The following is a 17,817-nucleotide window of genomic DNA, read 5'->3' on the forward strand; positions in this document are numbered from 1 at the left end:
GTATATGTATGGAACTAGATATTATTAATTTTAAAAAAATAATTGTAGAAGAAAACATGTCTGTTAAAGATATTAAAAAAAATATAAATATAGAATGAAAAAAATATATTCTAAAACACAACGATTTAATACTAAACGATGAAGTGATAATAAAAATGGGATGCACACTAGAACTTTGCGAAAAAAATGACGAGTTAACTGAAATAACTATGAACAATATAGCAAAAAATTATCTTTACTCTTTATTAATTTCTAAATACAATTCTAAAATTTATAACTATTTTACAAATGACAATTTTATATTATTTGACACAACAGAGAATTTAAGCGGAGTTAATAATACTATTATAAAAATTGCTAAACCTATAAAAAGTTTATCAATAAGTGACAAGATTGAAAAAGATCAAAATGAGAATTTGTTTGATACAAAAGAACTTGATTTTACAGATATTCAGTATAAAGAAATAATATTTAAAATCATAAACATCTCTGCTTTTCATTTAAATGAAGAACGATCAATACAAAAAATTGAATTTATCTACGGTTTCGATAATGAAGAAATTCTAAAAAAAAGTGAGCTTTTAGATGAAAAAAAACAAAGAGATCATAGAGTTATTGGTAAAAAATGGGAAATATTCAATATAGACCCATTAATTGGTCAGGGATTACCTATTTGATTACCGAATGGAACAATTTTAAAAAGCGAGATAAAGAAATACTTGTTAGAAAAGGAGTTCGAATATAAATTTATACAAATAGAAACACCTGTATTAGGAACAGAATTGCTATATAAAACATCAGGACATTGAGACCATTATCGTGAGAATATGTTTCCTTCAATTGAGATGGATAATAAAGAAAATCTTGTTTTAAGACCAATGAATTGTCCTCATCACATTTCGGTATATGACTATAAAAAAAGAAGTTATAAAGAATTACCTCTAAGGTTTGCTGAACACGCAATACAACATAGATATGAATTTTCTGGAAGTTTAACAGGATTGGAAAGAGTTAGGGCGATGGAATTAACTGACTCTCACATTTTCGCAACAGAGGAACAATTAAAAAACGAGTTTTTAAATTGTTACAAACTTATCAATGAAGTATTAGAGAAATTCAATATAACTATCAACTATATTTCTTTATCTTTAAGAGACCCTAATGATAAAGAAAAATACTATGATGATGATGATATGTGAAATGAAGCAGAAAATAACTTAGAACAACTATTAGATGAGCTAAAAATCGATTATAAAAAAATGGTAGGAGAGGCTGCATTTTATGGTCCAAAATTGGACATACAGGCTAGAACTTCTCAAGGGCATGAAATAACTGTTTCTACAATTCAATTAGATTTTTTACTACCACAAAAATTTGACCTTACATATGTAGGACCTGATGGTAATCTTATTAGACCAATTATGATACATAGGGGATTAGTTGGTACATACGAAAGATTTATTTCTGTTTTATTAGAACAAACTAACGGGGAATTTAGTACATGATATTCTCCTGTTCAAGTCGATATATTATCTTTAGGAAAAGATGTGAATGATTATGCACAATCTATCCAAGACATTCTATTCAATAATAAAATAAGAACATCATTGGATGATAGTGATGAGAGAATTGGTTACAAGGTTAGAAACTCAATCATAAAAAAAACACCATACTATATAGTTATTGGAAAGAACGAAAAAGAGAATAATATATTAACAGTGAAAAAATACTCAAATAATACAGAAATCAAATATAAAATAGATGATTTTATATCAATGATAAGAAAAGAAATAGAAGAAAGAATATAAAAAATAAACAATCGTTTTTAAAAATGGAAAAAAATATTATAAAAAGTGGTGTATAATCAACTCAATTAAAGGTGTGGTGAATAAGTTGGAAAATAAAATTTATAACTTAAAAGAGTCTAGCTTGGGTAAAATTACATTTTTAGATGGCACAGCTTTTTTAGCGGTGTCATTCCTTTCAGACAGTGGACAAAAAATTAATGAGGTTTTAATCGTAGGGTCAATTGATGAAGGTATTAAGAGACTTCCAACTTGAATTTTTGATTTAACTTCAAAATATATTCAAGATAAAGGTTTTATGAGAAACGAAATTACGAATTGAATAATAGAAAATTGACTAGATCCTGGTATAACTACCTTTAAACAAAGAATGGCTGAAAAATATGGATTTGATGAATTTCTAAATCAAGATCCAATAGAATGAATAAAAAAAGAACCTGAAATGACACCACTAACCTTAGCTCATATAGCGATAAATTTTACTAATGGTTATTTATCTTTACCATTTAGGGAATTTGAAATCACTGTAAAATTTGTAAAAAATATATTAGCAATAAATTTTTGAGAAGAAGGTAATCCAAAAAATAGTGATCCTATAAAATAACAATAAATAATGTTTATGAAAAGGTTTATACCTTTTTTTTATTTTGAATTAACTATTTTAACCAACAAACAAGTAATAGTTAAATGTTAGGTTTCAATTTGTTATAATTTGAATGAGGTGCTTATATGAAAAAATTTTGAAGAATCATTAGTGGAAATTTTATATTTTTACCTTTATTATTAAGCACATCTTGTGGAACTAGCAAACCAGTTATAGTTGCCGAAGAATTTAACAATAATTTTGTCTATGTTAACACTTTCTCATCAAAAAAAACAAATGATAAAAAATTTTCAATGCTTCCAGATTTTAACAATGATAATCTTGATAATTTAAAAAATTTTGTAATGAAGGACAATTATTTTGGATTGAATTGCAATGATGCGATGAAATGCGAAAGAGAAAAAGAGTACACAGCTCAAAACATAATGAGTAGCGACTATAATAATCCTTTAAAAGAAAATAAGAAGGATTTTGACAATATCAAAAAAATACAGTTCTCTTATGACAAGTTAGCAAGATCATTAAATGTTATGCCATCTAATGGTGAAATCTTTTACAAGACGGAAGGTAAACAAATTACTATCGATGAAACAGAAAATACATATTATTTCAACGCATTGGAAGAAAGTAAAGATTTAATATTATTTTCTGAACAAAACGTGACTTATAATTCTAATAATAACCACAGAGAAAGATTGGCATTTTACAACACTTCTTTTATACTAAACATAAAAGCTTTGAAAAGCTTGTTAAATATTGATAAAGAAGGTCATGAAAACATTGAAGTTCAAAAAAACAAAATTCAAGAAGAAGAGGATAAAGATAAGAAGGATAATTCAATGTCTGAACAAATAAAAGAAGATGAAAATTTAGGACATAAAATAGTTATTACCGTAAAAGATTCAAGGATAAATAATGTAAAGAATTATATTAAAAAAATTTTTAATAATTACGATCAATCTTTAGTTTTTGAAGGAAATATATCTCAAAAATTCGAACCATTTTCATTTGAAAAGAAATTAATAAAAAAAATAGAAGTTTTAAAAGTAAGTGAGGAAAGCAAAGATGAAGTTTAAAAAGTTTTTAACTCTTTTTTCGTTAATACCAGTTTCTTTTTCGCCTCTTACAGTTATTTCTTGCGAACCGATACAAACATTTCCTTCTATAAGTTCACGTATAACAACTGATGGTTTAGAAAAACTTTTTTCTGGTGACAATAAAATAACACCGGTTAATTTTAAATATCTAGAATACATAAATGGTTATTGAGAACACAATGGTTTTGAAAGTAGTTTAGATACTTATAAAGTAAACAATCACATTGTAAATTTATATGGCGAAACAGTAGAGGAAATTGCTGAGAAAATTTTTTTTACATCATTAGCTCAGATATTTGATACTCCTTTAGTTAATAATGAGTATGATTTTACAGGGTTAACTTTTGTAATAGAAAATATTTTTGTTGATAGCTTAACATTTAACTATAAAGAAAAAATTCTCGAGACAAATACACAAACAACATTAGCGGTTACTGTAAATAAAGGTTGAGAAACTAAAGGAAAAATGCTGTTGGAAGTAAAAACATCAGAACCATATTCAGAAATAGATGCTTATGCATTTATTTGTAAATGAATGGAGAGCACTTTATATAATTTTAAGGTTTTAGAGTATAACGATAAAGAAGCCATTTATTATATTAATGATGATTTTTCCTTTGAAAATGAAGGACTTATAACAACCTTGATTCAAAAAAGCAAAAGTTTGAATGGATTAGTTGTTAAAAAAAGTGATATTGAATTAAATAAAGATTATTTTATATTTTTAAATAAAAAGTTTATGCATATCAAAGACAAAGACACTAACTTAGAGACAAAAAAAATTTAAAACTTATAACAATAATTACAAGTTTTAAATTAATGTTGATCTAAAGTTGAATATACATCGATAATTAAGTCGATTTTTGCACATATTTCATCGCATATTGATATACCTTGATTAAAGATTACAACTTTGGATCTTTTATCAATAACACCAGTGTTTAATTCTTCTATATCAAATTGATCAATTTCGTTGCCAATTATTGTACCAAAATAATGTGCAATTATAGTGGCTGCTTCATTTCTATCCTTTATTTCATTATTATGATTTTGAAGTATATCTAATTCTTCTTTATAATTTTCTGCATGAGTAGGGTGGATTGTCGACCAATGTAATAATTTATCGATACTTGTTTTTAATTCACTGTCTAATATATACTCAATATCTTCTCGTTCAATTTCTTCGAAGATTGTATCTTTACCTAACTTATTTTTTAAAACTTCTATTACTTTCAAAGCTTTTTGAGTACTTTTCGATATGCTACCTAGTTGCATTTTAACGATTACTTCAGTAACTTTTTCATTTATATCACTGGCATTGGTTTTAAAGGCCTCTATTAATTCATTTTGCAAGGTATTTCCTTTAACATCTTCTTTACCATCCGCTGTTTTAAGTATCATCCTGTCAATAAATGAATTAACTTCTTCAAGAGTTTCAATAATTTTTACATCTTTCTTAAGATTTGTAAAAATTTTATTTAATGTAGCTAAATTTGGTGTGAAATCCGCATCTTCATCGATACCTACATCAAAAAAACCAACTTTAAGTTCATCCATCTTAGTTGTAAAAAAGTTTTTAAATCATTGTGAACTCACATTGTTTGTGAACTCATTCAAAATACTAAAATTTTTCATTTTAATTTATACCGCCTAACAATTATATAATATATTATTATTGATTTATTTTAATATATATTATGATAATATACTATTAAAGTAGGTAAAATAATGAAAAGAAATTTGATAAAGTATCTTGATGATGGTTCTTTTCTTTTAAATAAACACCAAAGCTTTTGATTTGATAAAACTGTTGCAAGGAAGTTATTAGAAAACATACAGTTTCCAATAATAGTATTAGACACAGAGTTTTTCAATCACTCACATGACAATGGCGAAATATCAGAAAAATTGTATAACGAGAATGATAAAGACCTAGTTTATGTAATACAATATAGTTTTGCAAAATCTTTAAAAGAAATATCGCATAGAGATAATAAGAAAGCGATTAAATCTATAACTATCAAAAGAGCTCATAATGATACAGATTATGACTTTCATAAACAATATAAAAAAATGATAACAAGTTTTCTTAATATGTGTAGAAATAAAGAAATAAGAACCATAGTTTGTGCTGGTGCAACAAATGACATAAAAATAATTAATAAATGAATAAACGATAACAAACATTTTTTCACTCGAAAAACACTAAATTTAGCTTTTTATAACAAAGAAAAAGGTGAGTTAAATGCAAATTATTTCGATATATATGATATTTTAGAAAACTCTATGAGTTTTACAAATACCAATAAAGATGGAGAAAGTTTTTGAAACGCTAATTATCTACCTATTGGTAAACAGGGACACGACTCTATAGCTTTAACAAGTAGTAAAAAGTTCTTTGATTGATTTGCTTTAATATCTGAAAATACATTAAAACAAGAAAATGAAGACATTTACAGTATGTGTTGCAGTGCCTATAATTTTTATTCCTACCCAGTAAATAAAAAAATGAGTTTCGAACAATATCGAGAATTGAATAAGATCATTAAAAAAGTGATAGACCATTGTTACAACGATGTCTTAAAAGTACTTTTCTTTTTAGCGTTTGTTTACGAGTTTACTTACTTACCTTTGTCTAAAAACAGTTATATCAAAAAAAGTGACATACTAAGTAATACAAATAAGAAGTAGGAAATCAATTTAATGTATAATTATATTTGTTAAGAGGTGTTATTTTTTGGAAAATAAAGTGAAAACAAATGGTATTTCTCTACTATTAAACTATTTCAAACCTTCTATCTACCTAGAAAATTACAAAAAAGTTAATCTTGACTCATTAAAAAATAATGGAATAAAATTGATTTTGTGCGATATGGATAATACATTAATCGGATGAAATGAGAGAATTCCAAGCACTGATGTAATTAACTTTGTAAAGAATGTTTATGCCCATAATATGGAGTTTGTTTTATTTTCAAACAATATAAGAAGTAGGGTAGAAAATTTTGCAAAAAAAGCTGGTATTATTAACTATTTTTGAGATTGTAAAAAACCTTTGCTTGGTAAAATGAGACTTGTTAAAAAATTATTGTCTTATAAGGAACACGAAATGGTGCTTATTGGAGATCAAGTAGTTACTGATATCTTAGTAGCTAATAGAGCACATATTAAAAGTATATTAGTGTCACCAATAAACAGAAATAATAGTGAGGGAAAATTTGTTCAGTTCTTAGAAAAACACTTATTAAAAAAATTAGCACAAAAAAATATACTTCACGAAGGTTTTTATAATGAAGGAGATTTAGGAGGTAATTATGAAATACTCTAGCGATAATAATTTAGAGGATATTGAAAAAGATATTGATATTTTGGAAGACAAAATTCTCATTGATCATATTGAAAGTCCAAAAAAAAGAAAATTTAAACAAAAAAATAAAGTTAGTTTACATGAAATAAAACCTGGAATCGGAAATACAACCAACATCAACTCAGGTGGTCCTAAAAAATGTGTTGGTTGTGGGAAAGAACTACAGACAAATGACGATACTAAACCTGGTTTTGCTATCGATGTTAAAAATCAAGATTACTGTTTAAGATGTTTTAAAATAAAACACTATAATAGATTAGTTGAACAAGAAATAAATGACAAAGATTTCATAGATATATTAGATAATATAAATAGAACCACAGATAAAATAAGATATTATTATGTGGTTGACATATTCGATCTACCTGGAAGCCGATTAACTTGATTAGAGCAACTAATATCAAAAAAAGAAGTTGTAATTTTGGTAAATAAGATAGATTTACTACCAAAAGCGGTAAAAAAAGAGAAAATTTATAAATATGTGCGTAGTCTTTTTTCAAGTTCGCCACTTAAAGATTCAAAAATACTTCTAACTTCTTCAATAAAAAATCAATATATTTATAATTTAATTAATGAATTAAAATCTGTTGAATATGACCAATACATTATAGGAATATCAAATGCTGGAAAATCTAGTTTGATCAATGCTTGCTTAAAGGCTAACAGTCAAATACCTTCAATTGTAACTTCAAAATACGTAAACACTACATTAGATAAAATAAAAATAAACTTCACAGAATCTAATTTCATTTACGATACACCCGGTTTAGTAAAACATAATCACATAGCTATAGCAACAGCACCATCTTATTGAGATTATTTTTTCTTTCAAAAAGAAATTAAACAAGTTACATATCAGTTACTAGCTGGTCAAACTATTTTTTATGGTGGTTTAGGATGGTTTACCTTTTTAGAAGGTGAAAATATTGACAATAAAAAAAATAAAGTATTAAAGACGAATTTTCATTTTTACGTCAATAAACAGTTACCATTACATAGAACAAAAGAAGCTAATACTGATAGGTATTTTAGAAAAAATAGACACAATCTTTCACCTAGATTGAAGGATAATAGTATTAAATTTACAACAAAAGTATTTGATTTTATTGATGAAAGTTACTACGATATAAACATTTCAGGATTAGGCTGAATAAATTTCAGATCTTACAATGGTTTGAAATTATCTGTAACTGTACCAGTTACAGAATTCGGGGTTAAAATATCTCTATTACCTGCAATGATTTAATAATTAGGAAATTATATATATAATAGTAATAGATATTTTTTATGAATATGAAGAAATTCTTTTTTGGGGGTAAATACTATGAAATTAATTTTATCCATTGAACTAGGCGTGAATGCATCAAAAGTTGGTTTGGTTAATCAATACGGTGATATACAAGCTAAATTTTATGTTGAACATGATAATTCAAGATTATTAGAAAACTTATATGAAAAAATAGTACAAGGCATCGAAACAGTAGGTATCAATTACCAAGATGATATTGATAAAGTTGGCATAGCAGCAATTGGTTTTGTGGATCACATGTTAGGAATTGTAAGATATTCTGCAAACCTAGAATGAAGTAACTTTTATTTAAAAGACAAAGCTGAAGAACTTTTCAAAAAACCCATATTTGTTTTAAATGACGCTAATGCAGCTGCATTAGGAGAATTTTGAACTGGGGCTGCAAAACAACATGACTCAATTATTTTTTATACAATTGGTAGTGGTATCGGTGGTGCTGTTGTTTTAGATGGAAAATTAATTTCTGGAGCAAGAGGTTTTGCAGGAGAATTTGGTCACGGTGGTGGTGTATACCAAGATAAATACATTTGTAAATGTGGATTAACCGGATGTATTGAGCCAGTTTCTTCAGGACCAGGTATTGCTAAGTTTTTTGAAGATACCTTTAGAGAAGAACCAAATCACCCTGCTGCAATTTATTTCAAAGAAATAGAATCTTTCCAAACAAAAGATATCGTATCAACTTATGAAGAAAACAATGAGCCGGTCGCTATTTTAGAGCTACTAGAAAGAGCATTGAACCCATTAATAATGCATATGGCAACGATGGTAAATGCATTAGATCCAGAAGCAATAATAATATCTGGTGGACTTGGTAATATGGGTGATTTATTAGTAAATATTATCTATAAAAATATAAAAAAATATATTATAAAAAACTTCGCCGATGAAATCATTGTCGAAATTGGTCAATTAGGAAATGATGCAGCAGTGATTGGAACAGCTTATTATGCCTTAAATGACTGAAAAATATTTTAAGAGGAAAATTTTGTGGAAAAATTATTAGATAGAATTAACGAATTAGCAAGAATAAAAAAAGAAAGAGAATTAACTAATGAAGAATTAGAAGAAAGAGATTTCTTAAGAGAAAAGTATATTAGTTTGTTCAGAGAGGGATTATTAGAGCAATTAAAAAGTATAAAAGTTGTAAATGAAAGTGGTGAAGATATAACGCCACAAAAAATCAAGGATTTAAAGCAACAAGTTTAATAGATTGCAATACTTTATTTTTTATCATACGTTTTTAAGGCGTAAATAAAAAATAAAGTTTTTTCATTATACATAATGAAAAAACTTAAGTAAAATGAAACAGAATTTGCATCAACAATAAATAATTTGAATCTAAAATTAATTAGAAGTTTTTTTATTTCTTAATCTATATTATATGTATCTAAATATATAATTATCTTAGAAGGTAAGGTATTCGAATAATGAACAAAAACAATAAGAATTTAAATGCAATGAGAATTCTAGGTATTGAATCAATTAATAAGGCAAACTCAGGACATCCAGGTATAGTATTGGGTGCAGCTCCTATTATTTACACACTTTTCACTAAAGTGATGAATATTAATCCCTCTAATCCAAGTTGGATTAATAGAGATAGATTTGTATTAAGTGCTGGTCATGGTAGCGCATTGTTATACTCTGCGTTACATTTATCAGGTTTTAATTTATCAATAGACGATTTAAAAAATTTTAGACAGTTAAATTCTTTAACTCCAGGACATCCAGAATACGGACACACAGAGGGTGTAGACGCTACGACAGGTCCATTGGGGCAAGGTATGGCTATGGGTGTCGGAATGGCTCTTGCAGAGAGCCATTTATCAGCTAAATATAACACAGAAAAACATAAGATAGTTGATCACTATACTTACATTTTATGTGGTGATGGAGATTTACAAGAAGGGGTTACAAATGAAGCTATTTCTTTTGCTGGAAGATATAAATTAAATAAACTAATTGTTTTACACGATTCTAACGATATTCAATTAGATGCAAGAGTGGAAATTGCCCAATCAGAAAACATAGCCGATCGTTTTAAAGCAGCGGGATGACATACTTTGAAAATTGAAGATGGTGAAAATTTAGACGACATTTTGAAGGCTATCGAAATTGCAAAAAATTCTGATAAGCCAACATATATTGAAGTTAAAACAATAATTGGGATTGGTTCAACAAACAAAGGAACAACTAAGGTTCATGGTTCTCCTTTAGGACTAGATATCGTAAATGTAAAGAAATATTTCAACTGAGAAAATGATGATTTTAATGTTGATCAAGATGTCTACAACTACTATAAAACACAAGTTTACGATAGGGGAGTTGTAGCGAATGAAGAGTGGGTTAAAACTTTTGCGGAGTTCAAAAAAGAAAACCCAAAACTAGCCAGTGAATTCGAAGTTTCATTAAACAAGGATTATAAAATAGAAATAGGGGAGTTAAAATCTTTAAATAAAAAAGTCGATCAAGCAACAAGAGTATCATCTGGTGAAGTTTTAAATCTACTAAGTTCTAATATAACTTCTTTAATTGGTGGGAGCGCCGATTTAGCAGAGTCAACTAAGGCCAAGGGAGCCGATGGTAACTACGATTACAAAAATAAACTGGGTAGAAACATTATGTACGGTGTAAGAGAGTTTGCTATGGCTGCTATCAATAACGGAATAGCATTGCATGGTGGACTTCTTCCGTTTTCTTCAGGGTTTTTTGTATTTGCTGATTATTTAAAACCAGCAATAAGACTTGCATCATTGATGAAACTACAAACTTTATTTATATTCACACACGATTCAATAGCGGTAGGAGAGGATGGACCGACCCATCAACCAATTGAACAACTAGCAATGTTACGAAGTATACCAAACATAAACGTTTTTAGACCTTGTGATATGGCTGAAGTTCAAGCAAGTTATCTGCATGCGTTGGAAGATAAAACAAAACCAAGTGTAATTCTAGCAACTAGACAAAACTTGAAAGAACTTGATCACAAAAATGTTTTTGATGATGTAAAAAAAGGTGCCTATTTAATTAGTGAAGTTGATGATCCTTCTATCACACTAATCGCTTCAGGAAGTGAAGTATTAATCGCTTTAGAAGTAAAAGAAATTCTTAAAAACAAAGGATTTGAAGTAAATGTAGTTTCTATGGTTAATATGAATGCATTTTTAAAAGAAGATGTAAATTATCAAAATAAAATCATTAACAAACAAACCAAACGTTTCTCAATTGAATTAGGAACAACTTATGGCTGACATAGATTTTTAGGTGATGATGGAGTTGCCTTTGGTATCGATAATTTCGGATATTCTGCACCTTATGATGCAATCATGAATCACTTAGATTTTAACGCTAAGTCAATAGCAGAAAAAATCGTCAAGTTTATAAATCAATAAACTTATGTTATATTAATATTAAAGTAAAATTTACATAGGAAGGAATTTAAATTATGGTATGATGAGGAGTCCTTATAATAGCTATCGTTGCCGCTCTTGTTGGTGGAATTTTAGGTTTTATAATAACAAGAAAAATAATTCAAAAACAATTAAAAGATAATCCCCCAATCAATGAAAATCAAATCAGAGCAATGTATAGAAGCATGGGTCGTAAACCAACTGAAGCAGATATCAAAAAAACAATGAATGCCGTTAAAAGAGGTAAATAATTATAAGCACCAATGTGCTTTTTTTTTAAACTTTTTATGGCTGAGTTTTGTTTATTAATTCAATGCAATCATTTGAAGGGTAACAAAAAATATACTTTGCGATGATTGATACAAATTACTAAAGAATAAAACACATAAGAAAATTAATGTATTTTTAAAAAAAATAAATTAAAATAAAAGACTTTTTAGATTAATAATATGTATAATCATAAAGGTCTTATAAAAGTTAAGTAGAAGGTGAATGTTGTGATACAAATTTTTAGCGATATAGATTTTAAAAGAACAAATGCGTATCTTATTTATAATGAGGACAAAAAAGGAATTTTAATTGATACAGCTTTTCGAAAATATCGTGAAATAATCGATTTTGCTATCAACAACAATATTGAAATCACAGATATTTTCATAACACATGGACACTTTGGACACTTTTATGGAATAAATGAAATAACAGAAATATTGAATTATCCTAATGTATATATTGGTAAGGATGATTTAATGGCATTATTTGATCCAAGCAAAAACACTAGTGGTCTTTATGATGTTCTTGAAAAACCTTGAGCAGCAAAACCAATAAAAAACTTAAGAGTTATTACAGAACAATGTTCAATGATGGTAAATGGTTATAATTTACAAATTTATACTAAACCAGGACACACAATTGGTTCTATAATGTTAGATTTTGTTGATCTTAAGAGTTTATTTAATGGGGACTCATTGTTTTTAAAGTTTGATGTTTTAAATTCAAAACCTTCTGAGAAAAGTAATCAAAGCATCTTAGAAAATATTAAATGAATCTTAGAAACTTATTCTCGAGAATACTCAATATATCCGGGTCATTTTGATTGTGGATTCACGATTCGTGATGTATATGAAAAAAGTAATATAATAAAAAAAAGATATTTTAAATACATTTTTCCCAAAAAAAACAAAGAGAAATAATAGCATTCAAACAGATACTTTAAAGTATTTGTTTTTTTTTTACTTTAAGGGAGAATTATTTTTAATCACTACTATAGTACCGAAATATCTACGATACTTTATAAACATGATTTGAAAACTAATTATCAATTGAACTTAAATCTTAAAATGTATTTTATGATATTTAATAATAAAAAAAATCCTCAATGAGCGTAGTTGACGAATCACTATATTTATTTACTCAAAGAGGATTATGTAAATTTTATTTCTTTTCATTCGAAAGTGTTTGTTCTTTTTTATCTTTTTTAGATTTTAAATAAGCTGGCTCAACACCTTTGATTAAACGTTTTATATTAGGTATATGTCTTAAAATTAAAACTATTGTTGACATTGTCACAACAATGTTCATTGTTAAGAAACTTTCGAAATAGCTATGTTTATTTCAAACATATAAGTAATTGAATCAACACAAATGATTACCATTATCATAAATAGGGGTGAAAAATTCTATTCCATTTATTATGAATGAACTTCCACCAGTTATTTGTGGGACCCAAAGTAAAATCATAGAAATAATTGATGAAAATATTGATGCAACACTTACTTTTTTGGTTATTAGTAATATTAATCATCAAAGACCAAAAAACACTAATAAGATAGCTCAATTTGTAACCATCATTAAACCAAAAAAACAACTTACCGCTTTACCACCTTTGAATTTATAATAAATTGGAAAACAGTGACCTAAAACCGCAAAAAAAGATGCTACAAAGAAACTAGTCTCATTGAATGCTGGAGACGGTATGTAAGAAAATAGCATTGCAATAATTGCTGTGAATAGTATTTTAAAAGCATCTAAAAAAACAATTACAACTCCTCATGCTTTACCCAATATCCTACTAGCGTTAGTGGCACCAGCATTTTTACTTCCTTCTTGCCTTATGTCTTTTTTGGTTTTAATTTTAACAACAGTAATTGAAAATGAGAAACTACCAACAAAATAACCAATTATTGATGCTAAAATCGTACCTATCACAAACATAAATTAACACTCCTATACTTTTATTTTGAACTATTAATTATGATACTACAAAAGGGTGGTTATGTATATTAAAATAAGATAAAATAAATGTGATTTACCAAAAAATCATAAGAAGGAATAAAAAATGAATTTATACAACAAAATAGATTTAAAAAAAATAATTTTTAATTTATACAAAAAAGATGTTCATTCATTAATAGAATCTAAAGATTACAAACTTAGCGAGAAAGACGTATCTGAAATAATTGTTTTAGCTAAAACCGATAACTTGAAAACTCTTTACGAGGGATTAAATAATGTTTTCGAAAAAAACTTGACCGACGATAAGTTTGAGTTGAGCTTGATGTTGACTTTATTTTTACAAAGGTATCATTATTTCTTTGTTACAGAAAATGAGTGAAAGAAATATTCTATTGGGATAGAAATGACAATGGAAATAAATCCTGGTACATTTTTCTTGGAATACGTTGCTCCTTTCTTTGAAACTCAAATCAAAAATTATACATATAATTATTTGAACTTAATCGAATCTTTTAATATATTGAAATGAAATAAAAAATTTGGACAAGATTTAATAAATATAATCAATGATATTAATAATAAGGATGACTTCGTTGAAGGATTGGCAAGTTCAGAAAACTTAGTAAAATTCTTGCAAGATACAAAGAATATTTACGCATCACTTGAAGCTGTTGGTATTGAAAGTGAAAAAAAGGAATTTTTAGCTCACACAAACGAAATCAAAATAGTATTTCAATCAATGAATCATATTATAAACGAAATATTGCTAAGCATTGTTAAAGTAGAATAGGGGAATTATATGTTTGAAAAATATAATGATATGTCATTAGACGATCTTAATAACTCGTTGGAAAAGCAAAAGCAAAAGCAAGAAGTTTTAACTAAAGAAGAAAATTTTTACGAAAAAAAAGCAAGAAAGAATTTATACTTTTGGTTTATATTACCAGTCTTTGGTTTATTTGCTTATTATTTTCATCTAACAAGAAGGAAATCTAAACCAGAAATATTCGAAAAGCTACACGAAATAAAAAATAATTTAGGATTTGTTGAGTTAGAAATGATGATAATAAAAACTAAAATAGAAAATTATAAAGAAAAATAATAATCAGGAGGTTTTAATGGTTAATTCATTTTTTTACAATAACTTATCTAGAATAATGATCAATTTACAAGAAAGTATGGCATTAGTTTGTGACTTTGAAAATTGATCTAATTACGAAGAGGAACTAGTATCAAACCTTAAAAAGTGGGCAAAAAAATATGAATTAAACACAACCTTATTGGTACCAGTAACCAGCGAAATCAATACTGGACTATGAAACTACGAAAATATTAAAAAACTAGCAGATAAAAAGAATATCACTAACGTTATATTTTATGTTCTTAATGATTTTACAACCAACGATAATCAAGAGTATCTGCATTCAAATCTTTATGAATTTCTAAATATAAAAAAAATAATTGTTGTTGATAATTTTAAAATAAAAAATAAGATAGTTTTTTCAAGTGAGTTCTTTAAAAAATTCTGGAATAATAATTGTTTTCTTATCGAAGAAACTATTGATGAGCAAAAAAACTCCTTAAGAAAAATCCTATTAGAAGCCGATTTCAAAAAATTTAAAGAAAAAACGGGTCTTTATTACAAAATATCTGGGAAAGTCTCTGAGGGTAAAAAAATGGGTAGAAACCTTGGGTTTCCAACAATAAATTTATTAACCCCTGAGCCAATCTTATTATCAGAAGGAGTTTACGATTGTGATGTGCATATAAAGCATCTTGCAAAAAACTATAAAGGTGCTGGTTGTTACTGAATAAATGAGTTAAATCAAAAAGTATTAGAAATAAACATTTTAGATTTTGATAAGGATATCTATGGCTGAGAAGTTGAAATAACACCAATTTGCAAACTTCGTAATAATAAAAAGGTTAATACAATAGAAGAATTAAAGGAACTTTTAAAACAAGATGTTGAAAAAGTTAGACAAAGAGAAATAAACATTTCTTAAGGAGATAAAAATGGAAAAACAAAAATTTTATTTAGGTAGTCATGTAGGTATGAATTCAAAGAATAAATATCTTATTGGAAGTGTTTTAGAAGCGTTGAGTAACAACGCTAATACACTAATGTTTTTTACTGGTGCACCGCAAAATACCATTAGAACAGCAGTAGAAAAATTAAATATAAGCGAATTTAAAAAGCTTTTGGAAGAAAATAACATAGATATTGAAAAAGTAGTATGTCATGGACCTTATACCATCAATCTTGCTAATTCCGTTAAACAAGAGACATTTGATTTAGGAGTTAGATTATTAAAAGAGGAATTGATTAGATTAGAACAAATAGGAGTTAAACTTTTAGTGTTACATCCAGGGGCGGCAGTTGGCGCCCCTAAAAACAAGGCTCTTGATAGCTTAATTTTAGGTTTAGATAAAGTTTATGATGAGTTACCAAATATAGAAGTAAAGGTGGCTCTAGAGACAATGAGTGGCAAAGGTACAGAAATATGTACTAACTTTGAAGATTTGAAGTATGTATTAGATAATGTGAAACATAAAGAAAAAATAGGGGTCTGTTTTGATACTTGCCATATGCATGATTCTGGTTATGATATTAAAAATAACTTTGATCAAGTTGTTAAAAAATTTGACCAAATGATTGGTTTAAACAAACTATTGGTAATACACTTAAACGATTCAAAAAATCCAATTGGAGCACACAAAGACCGTCATCAAAACATTGGCTATGGACATATAGGTTTTGAAGCATTAGCAAGTATTGTGCATAATCCACTTTTTAAAGATATTCCAATAATTTTAGAAACACCTTGAATTGATGGCAAGTACAGTCCATACAAAGATGAAATAGAACTATTGAAACAAAATACATTTGAGAAAAGATTTGACATTGAGATTTAGCAAATCTTTTTTTTATTTTTTTTATTTAAAAAAAGCAAAATATTATACAACTGTAATAACGAAAAAAAATACTATTTTAGAAAAAAACTCAAAAAAATGTTATTATTATCTTGGTCAAAATTTGTAAAATTAAACGGTATTTAGTTTTATTTTTTTTGTCTCTTTTATAGAAAGGTAACATTTATGGATTATCATTATGCATTAAAATTCTTTTTTAGTGAATTTCTAGGAACATTTGTTCTTATATTCTTAGGAAATGGTGCAGTAGCTTGCTACGACCTAAAAGCTACAAAAGGTACTCAAAGACCAGTAGGTGGACTAAGTTGACTTGGTGTTGGTATTGGTTATGGACTTGCTGTATTCATAGGGGTAATTGGTTCAGGTTTTTCAAACCATCAATTAAACCCAGCAGCAACACTTTTAGATATAATATTGCAAATTGGAGGTAAAGGAAATACATTTGAACATGGTTATTGACTAGTACCAGTTGCATTGCTTGCACAGTTTGTTGGAGCAATGGCATCACAATTAGTATTAGATGGTTTATTTTATATTAGTTTTAAAGAAACTGATGACTCAAGCAAAATTTTTGCAATGCACGCAACAACAAGAATCAAAAGCGATAAAGTTTCAGTAAAAGGACAATTTTTAATAGCTTTTTGTGTAGAAACAGTATGTACTTTTATTCTATTGATAGGATTAAAGGGTGCAGATTTATATTTCGCAGCCGGAAAAGGGACATTCGATTTAACTGAAAGTTCTAAAAACTTCATTTTTGGAATCACAGCAGGACTTTTAGTTATGACTTTAGTTATTGGAGCTGGTGGAATTACTGGTCCAGCTTTAAATCCTACTCGTGATCTAGCCCCTAGAATTATTTACACAATTCTACCTCTACCAAATAAATCAATGAAATCTGCAGAATGAAACTATGCATGAGTTCCAATCGTAGGACCTTTACTAGGTGCTACATTGGCAGCAGGTGTATTCTTAGGATTACAATCAATATAAAAAAATTATTGAGACACTTTATATAAAAAATTACGACTGTTGTCATAATATTTATAT

At 27.3% G+C, this 17,817-nt stretch carries 19 protein-coding genes; 17 read left to right on the forward strand and 2 right to left on the reverse strand.

The window, feature by feature from the left end:
* The first annotated feature begins 8 nt into the window (after nucleotides 1–8).
* From thrS to AAHM92_RS02765, 4 genes are all read left to right on the forward strand, one after another.
* A complete protein-coding gene (gene thrS / locus AAHM92_RS02750) occupies nucleotides 9–1,808 on the forward strand; it encodes a threonine--tRNA ligase (protein WP_500221779.1) in 1,800 nt (599 codons plus the stop codon).
* 76 nt (nucleotides 1,809–1,884) lie between these two features.
* Nucleotides 1,885–2,409, forward strand: coding sequence for a hypothetical protein (locus AAHM92_RS02755; protein ID WP_500221781.1), 525 nt, complete (start codon nucleotides 1,885–1,887; stop codon nucleotides 2,407–2,409).
* A 125-nt stretch (nucleotides 2,410–2,534) separates the two neighbouring features.
* Nucleotides 2,535–3,485: a hypothetical protein gene (locus tag AAHM92_RS02760; RefSeq protein ID WP_500221783.1), complete on the forward strand. Its 951-nt coding sequence runs from the start codon at nucleotides 2,535–2,537 to the stop codon at nucleotides 3,483–3,485.
* A complete protein-coding gene (locus AAHM92_RS02765; protein ID WP_500221785.1) occupies nucleotides 3,475–4,293 on the forward strand; it encodes a hypothetical protein in 819 nt (272 codons plus the stop codon). Before AAHM92_RS02760 ends, AAHM92_RS02765 begins: the two co-directional genes overlap by 11 nt.
* A 29-nt stretch (nucleotides 4,294–4,322) precedes the next feature.
* Here AAHM92_RS02765 and AAHM92_RS02770 read toward each other — a convergent pair whose 3' ends face one another.
* Nucleotides 4,323–5,141, reverse strand: coding sequence for a hypothetical protein (locus AAHM92_RS02770; protein ID WP_500221786.1), 819 nt, complete (start codon nucleotides 5,139–5,141; stop codon nucleotides 4,323–4,325).
* 93 nt (nucleotides 5,142–5,234) lie between these two features.
* On the opposite strand from AAHM92_RS02770, the gene AAHM92_RS02775 reads away from it, so the two are divergent.
* The 8 genes from AAHM92_RS02775 to AAHM92_RS02810 all read left to right on the forward strand — a co-directional run bounded on the left by AAHM92_RS02775 (nucleotide 5,235) and on the right by AAHM92_RS02810 (nucleotide 12,791).
* Nucleotides 5,235–6,197, forward strand: a complete 963-nt coding sequence (locus AAHM92_RS02775) for a hypothetical protein (protein WP_500221788.1) — start codon at nucleotides 5,235–5,237, stop codon at nucleotides 6,195–6,197.
* 46 nt (nucleotides 6,198–6,243) lie between these two features.
* On the forward strand, nucleotides 6,244–6,834 hold the full coding sequence (locus AAHM92_RS02780) for a YqeG family HAD IIIA-type phosphatase (RefSeq protein ID WP_500221790.1): 591 nt from the start codon (nucleotides 6,244–6,246) through the stop codon (nucleotides 6,832–6,834).
* Nucleotides 6,821–8,119, forward strand: coding sequence for a ribosome biogenesis GTPase YqeH (yqeH, locus tag AAHM92_RS02785; protein ID WP_500221791.1), 1,299 nt, complete (start codon nucleotides 6,821–6,823; stop codon nucleotides 8,117–8,119). Before AAHM92_RS02780 ends, yqeH begins: the two co-directional genes overlap by 14 nt.
* A gap of 78 nt (nucleotides 8,120–8,197) precedes the next feature.
* The gene (locus tag AAHM92_RS02790) at nucleotides 8,198–9,160 is read left to right on the forward strand and encodes an ROK family protein (protein WP_023789473.1); all 963 of its coding nucleotides are present in this window, start codon (nucleotides 8,198–8,200) and stop codon (nucleotides 9,158–9,160) included.
* 12 nt (nucleotides 9,161–9,172) lie between these two features.
* Nucleotides 9,173–9,391 carry a DUF896 domain-containing protein gene (locus tag AAHM92_RS02795; protein WP_500221793.1) on the forward strand — a complete coding sequence of 73 codons (219 nt, stop codon included), beginning with the start codon at nucleotides 9,173–9,175 and terminating at the stop codon, nucleotides 9,389–9,391.
* Nucleotides 9,392–9,609: 218 nt separating this feature from the next.
* Nucleotides 9,610–11,580 (forward strand): transketolase, encoded by a 1,971-nt coding sequence (gene tkt, locus AAHM92_RS02800; protein WP_500223117.1) that lies wholly within the window; start codon nucleotides 9,610–9,612, stop codon nucleotides 11,578–11,580.
* Between the two features lie 53 nt (nucleotides 11,581–11,633).
* On the forward strand, nucleotides 11,634–11,849 hold the full coding sequence (locus AAHM92_RS02805) for a YneF family protein (RefSeq protein WP_023789479.1): 216 nt from the start codon (nucleotides 11,634–11,636) through the stop codon (nucleotides 11,847–11,849).
* A gap of 246 nt (nucleotides 11,850–12,095) precedes the next feature.
* Entirely contained in the window at nucleotides 12,096–12,791 is a 696-nt protein-coding gene (locus tag AAHM92_RS02810) for an MBL fold metallo-hydrolase (RefSeq protein WP_500221795.1), read from the forward strand.
* Between the two features lie 241 nt (nucleotides 12,792–13,032).
* Here AAHM92_RS02810 and plsY read toward each other — a convergent pair whose 3' ends face one another.
* Nucleotides 13,033–13,812, reverse strand: coding sequence for a glycerol-3-phosphate 1-O-acyltransferase PlsY (gene plsY, locus AAHM92_RS02815; protein ID WP_500221797.1), 780 nt, complete (start codon nucleotides 13,810–13,812; stop codon nucleotides 13,033–13,035).
* A 124-nt stretch (nucleotides 13,813–13,936) separates the two neighbouring features.
* On the opposite strand from plsY, the gene AAHM92_RS02820 reads away from it, so the two are divergent.
* The 5 genes from AAHM92_RS02820 (at nucleotide 13,937) to AAHM92_RS02840 (ending at nucleotide 17,760) form a co-directional block, all read left to right on the forward strand.
* Nucleotides 13,937–14,623 carry a hypothetical protein gene (locus AAHM92_RS02820; RefSeq protein WP_500221799.1) on the forward strand — a complete coding sequence of 229 codons (687 nt, stop codon included), beginning with the start codon at nucleotides 13,937–13,939 and terminating at the stop codon, nucleotides 14,621–14,623.
* A 9-nt stretch (nucleotides 14,624–14,632) separates the two neighbouring features.
* Entirely contained in the window at nucleotides 14,633–14,935 is a 303-nt protein-coding gene (locus AAHM92_RS02825; protein WP_500221802.1) for a hypothetical protein, read from the forward strand.
* Nucleotides 14,936–14,951: 16 nt separating this feature from the next.
* Nucleotides 14,952–15,839, forward strand: a complete 888-nt coding sequence (locus AAHM92_RS02830; protein ID WP_500221804.1) for a riboflavin kinase — start codon at nucleotides 14,952–14,954, stop codon at nucleotides 15,837–15,839.
* Nucleotides 15,840–15,849: 10 nt separating this feature from the next.
* Nucleotides 15,850–16,749, forward strand: a complete 900-nt coding sequence (locus AAHM92_RS02835; RefSeq protein ID WP_500221806.1) for a deoxyribonuclease IV — start codon at nucleotides 15,850–15,852, stop codon at nucleotides 16,747–16,749.
* A gap of 183 nt (nucleotides 16,750–16,932) precedes the next feature.
* On the forward strand, nucleotides 16,933–17,760 hold the full coding sequence (locus AAHM92_RS02840) for an MIP/aquaporin family protein (protein ID WP_500221808.1): 828 nt from the start codon (nucleotides 16,933–16,935) through the stop codon (nucleotides 17,758–17,760).
* Nucleotides 17,761–17,817: the final 57 nt, after the last annotated feature.

It is taken from the genome of Spiroplasma endosymbiont of Melanargia galathea, assembly GCF_964031075.1.
In the GTDB taxonomy this organism is placed as follows: Bacteria; Bacillota_I; Bacilli_A; order Mycoplasmatales; family Mycoplasmataceae; genus Spiroplasma_A; species Spiroplasma_A apis.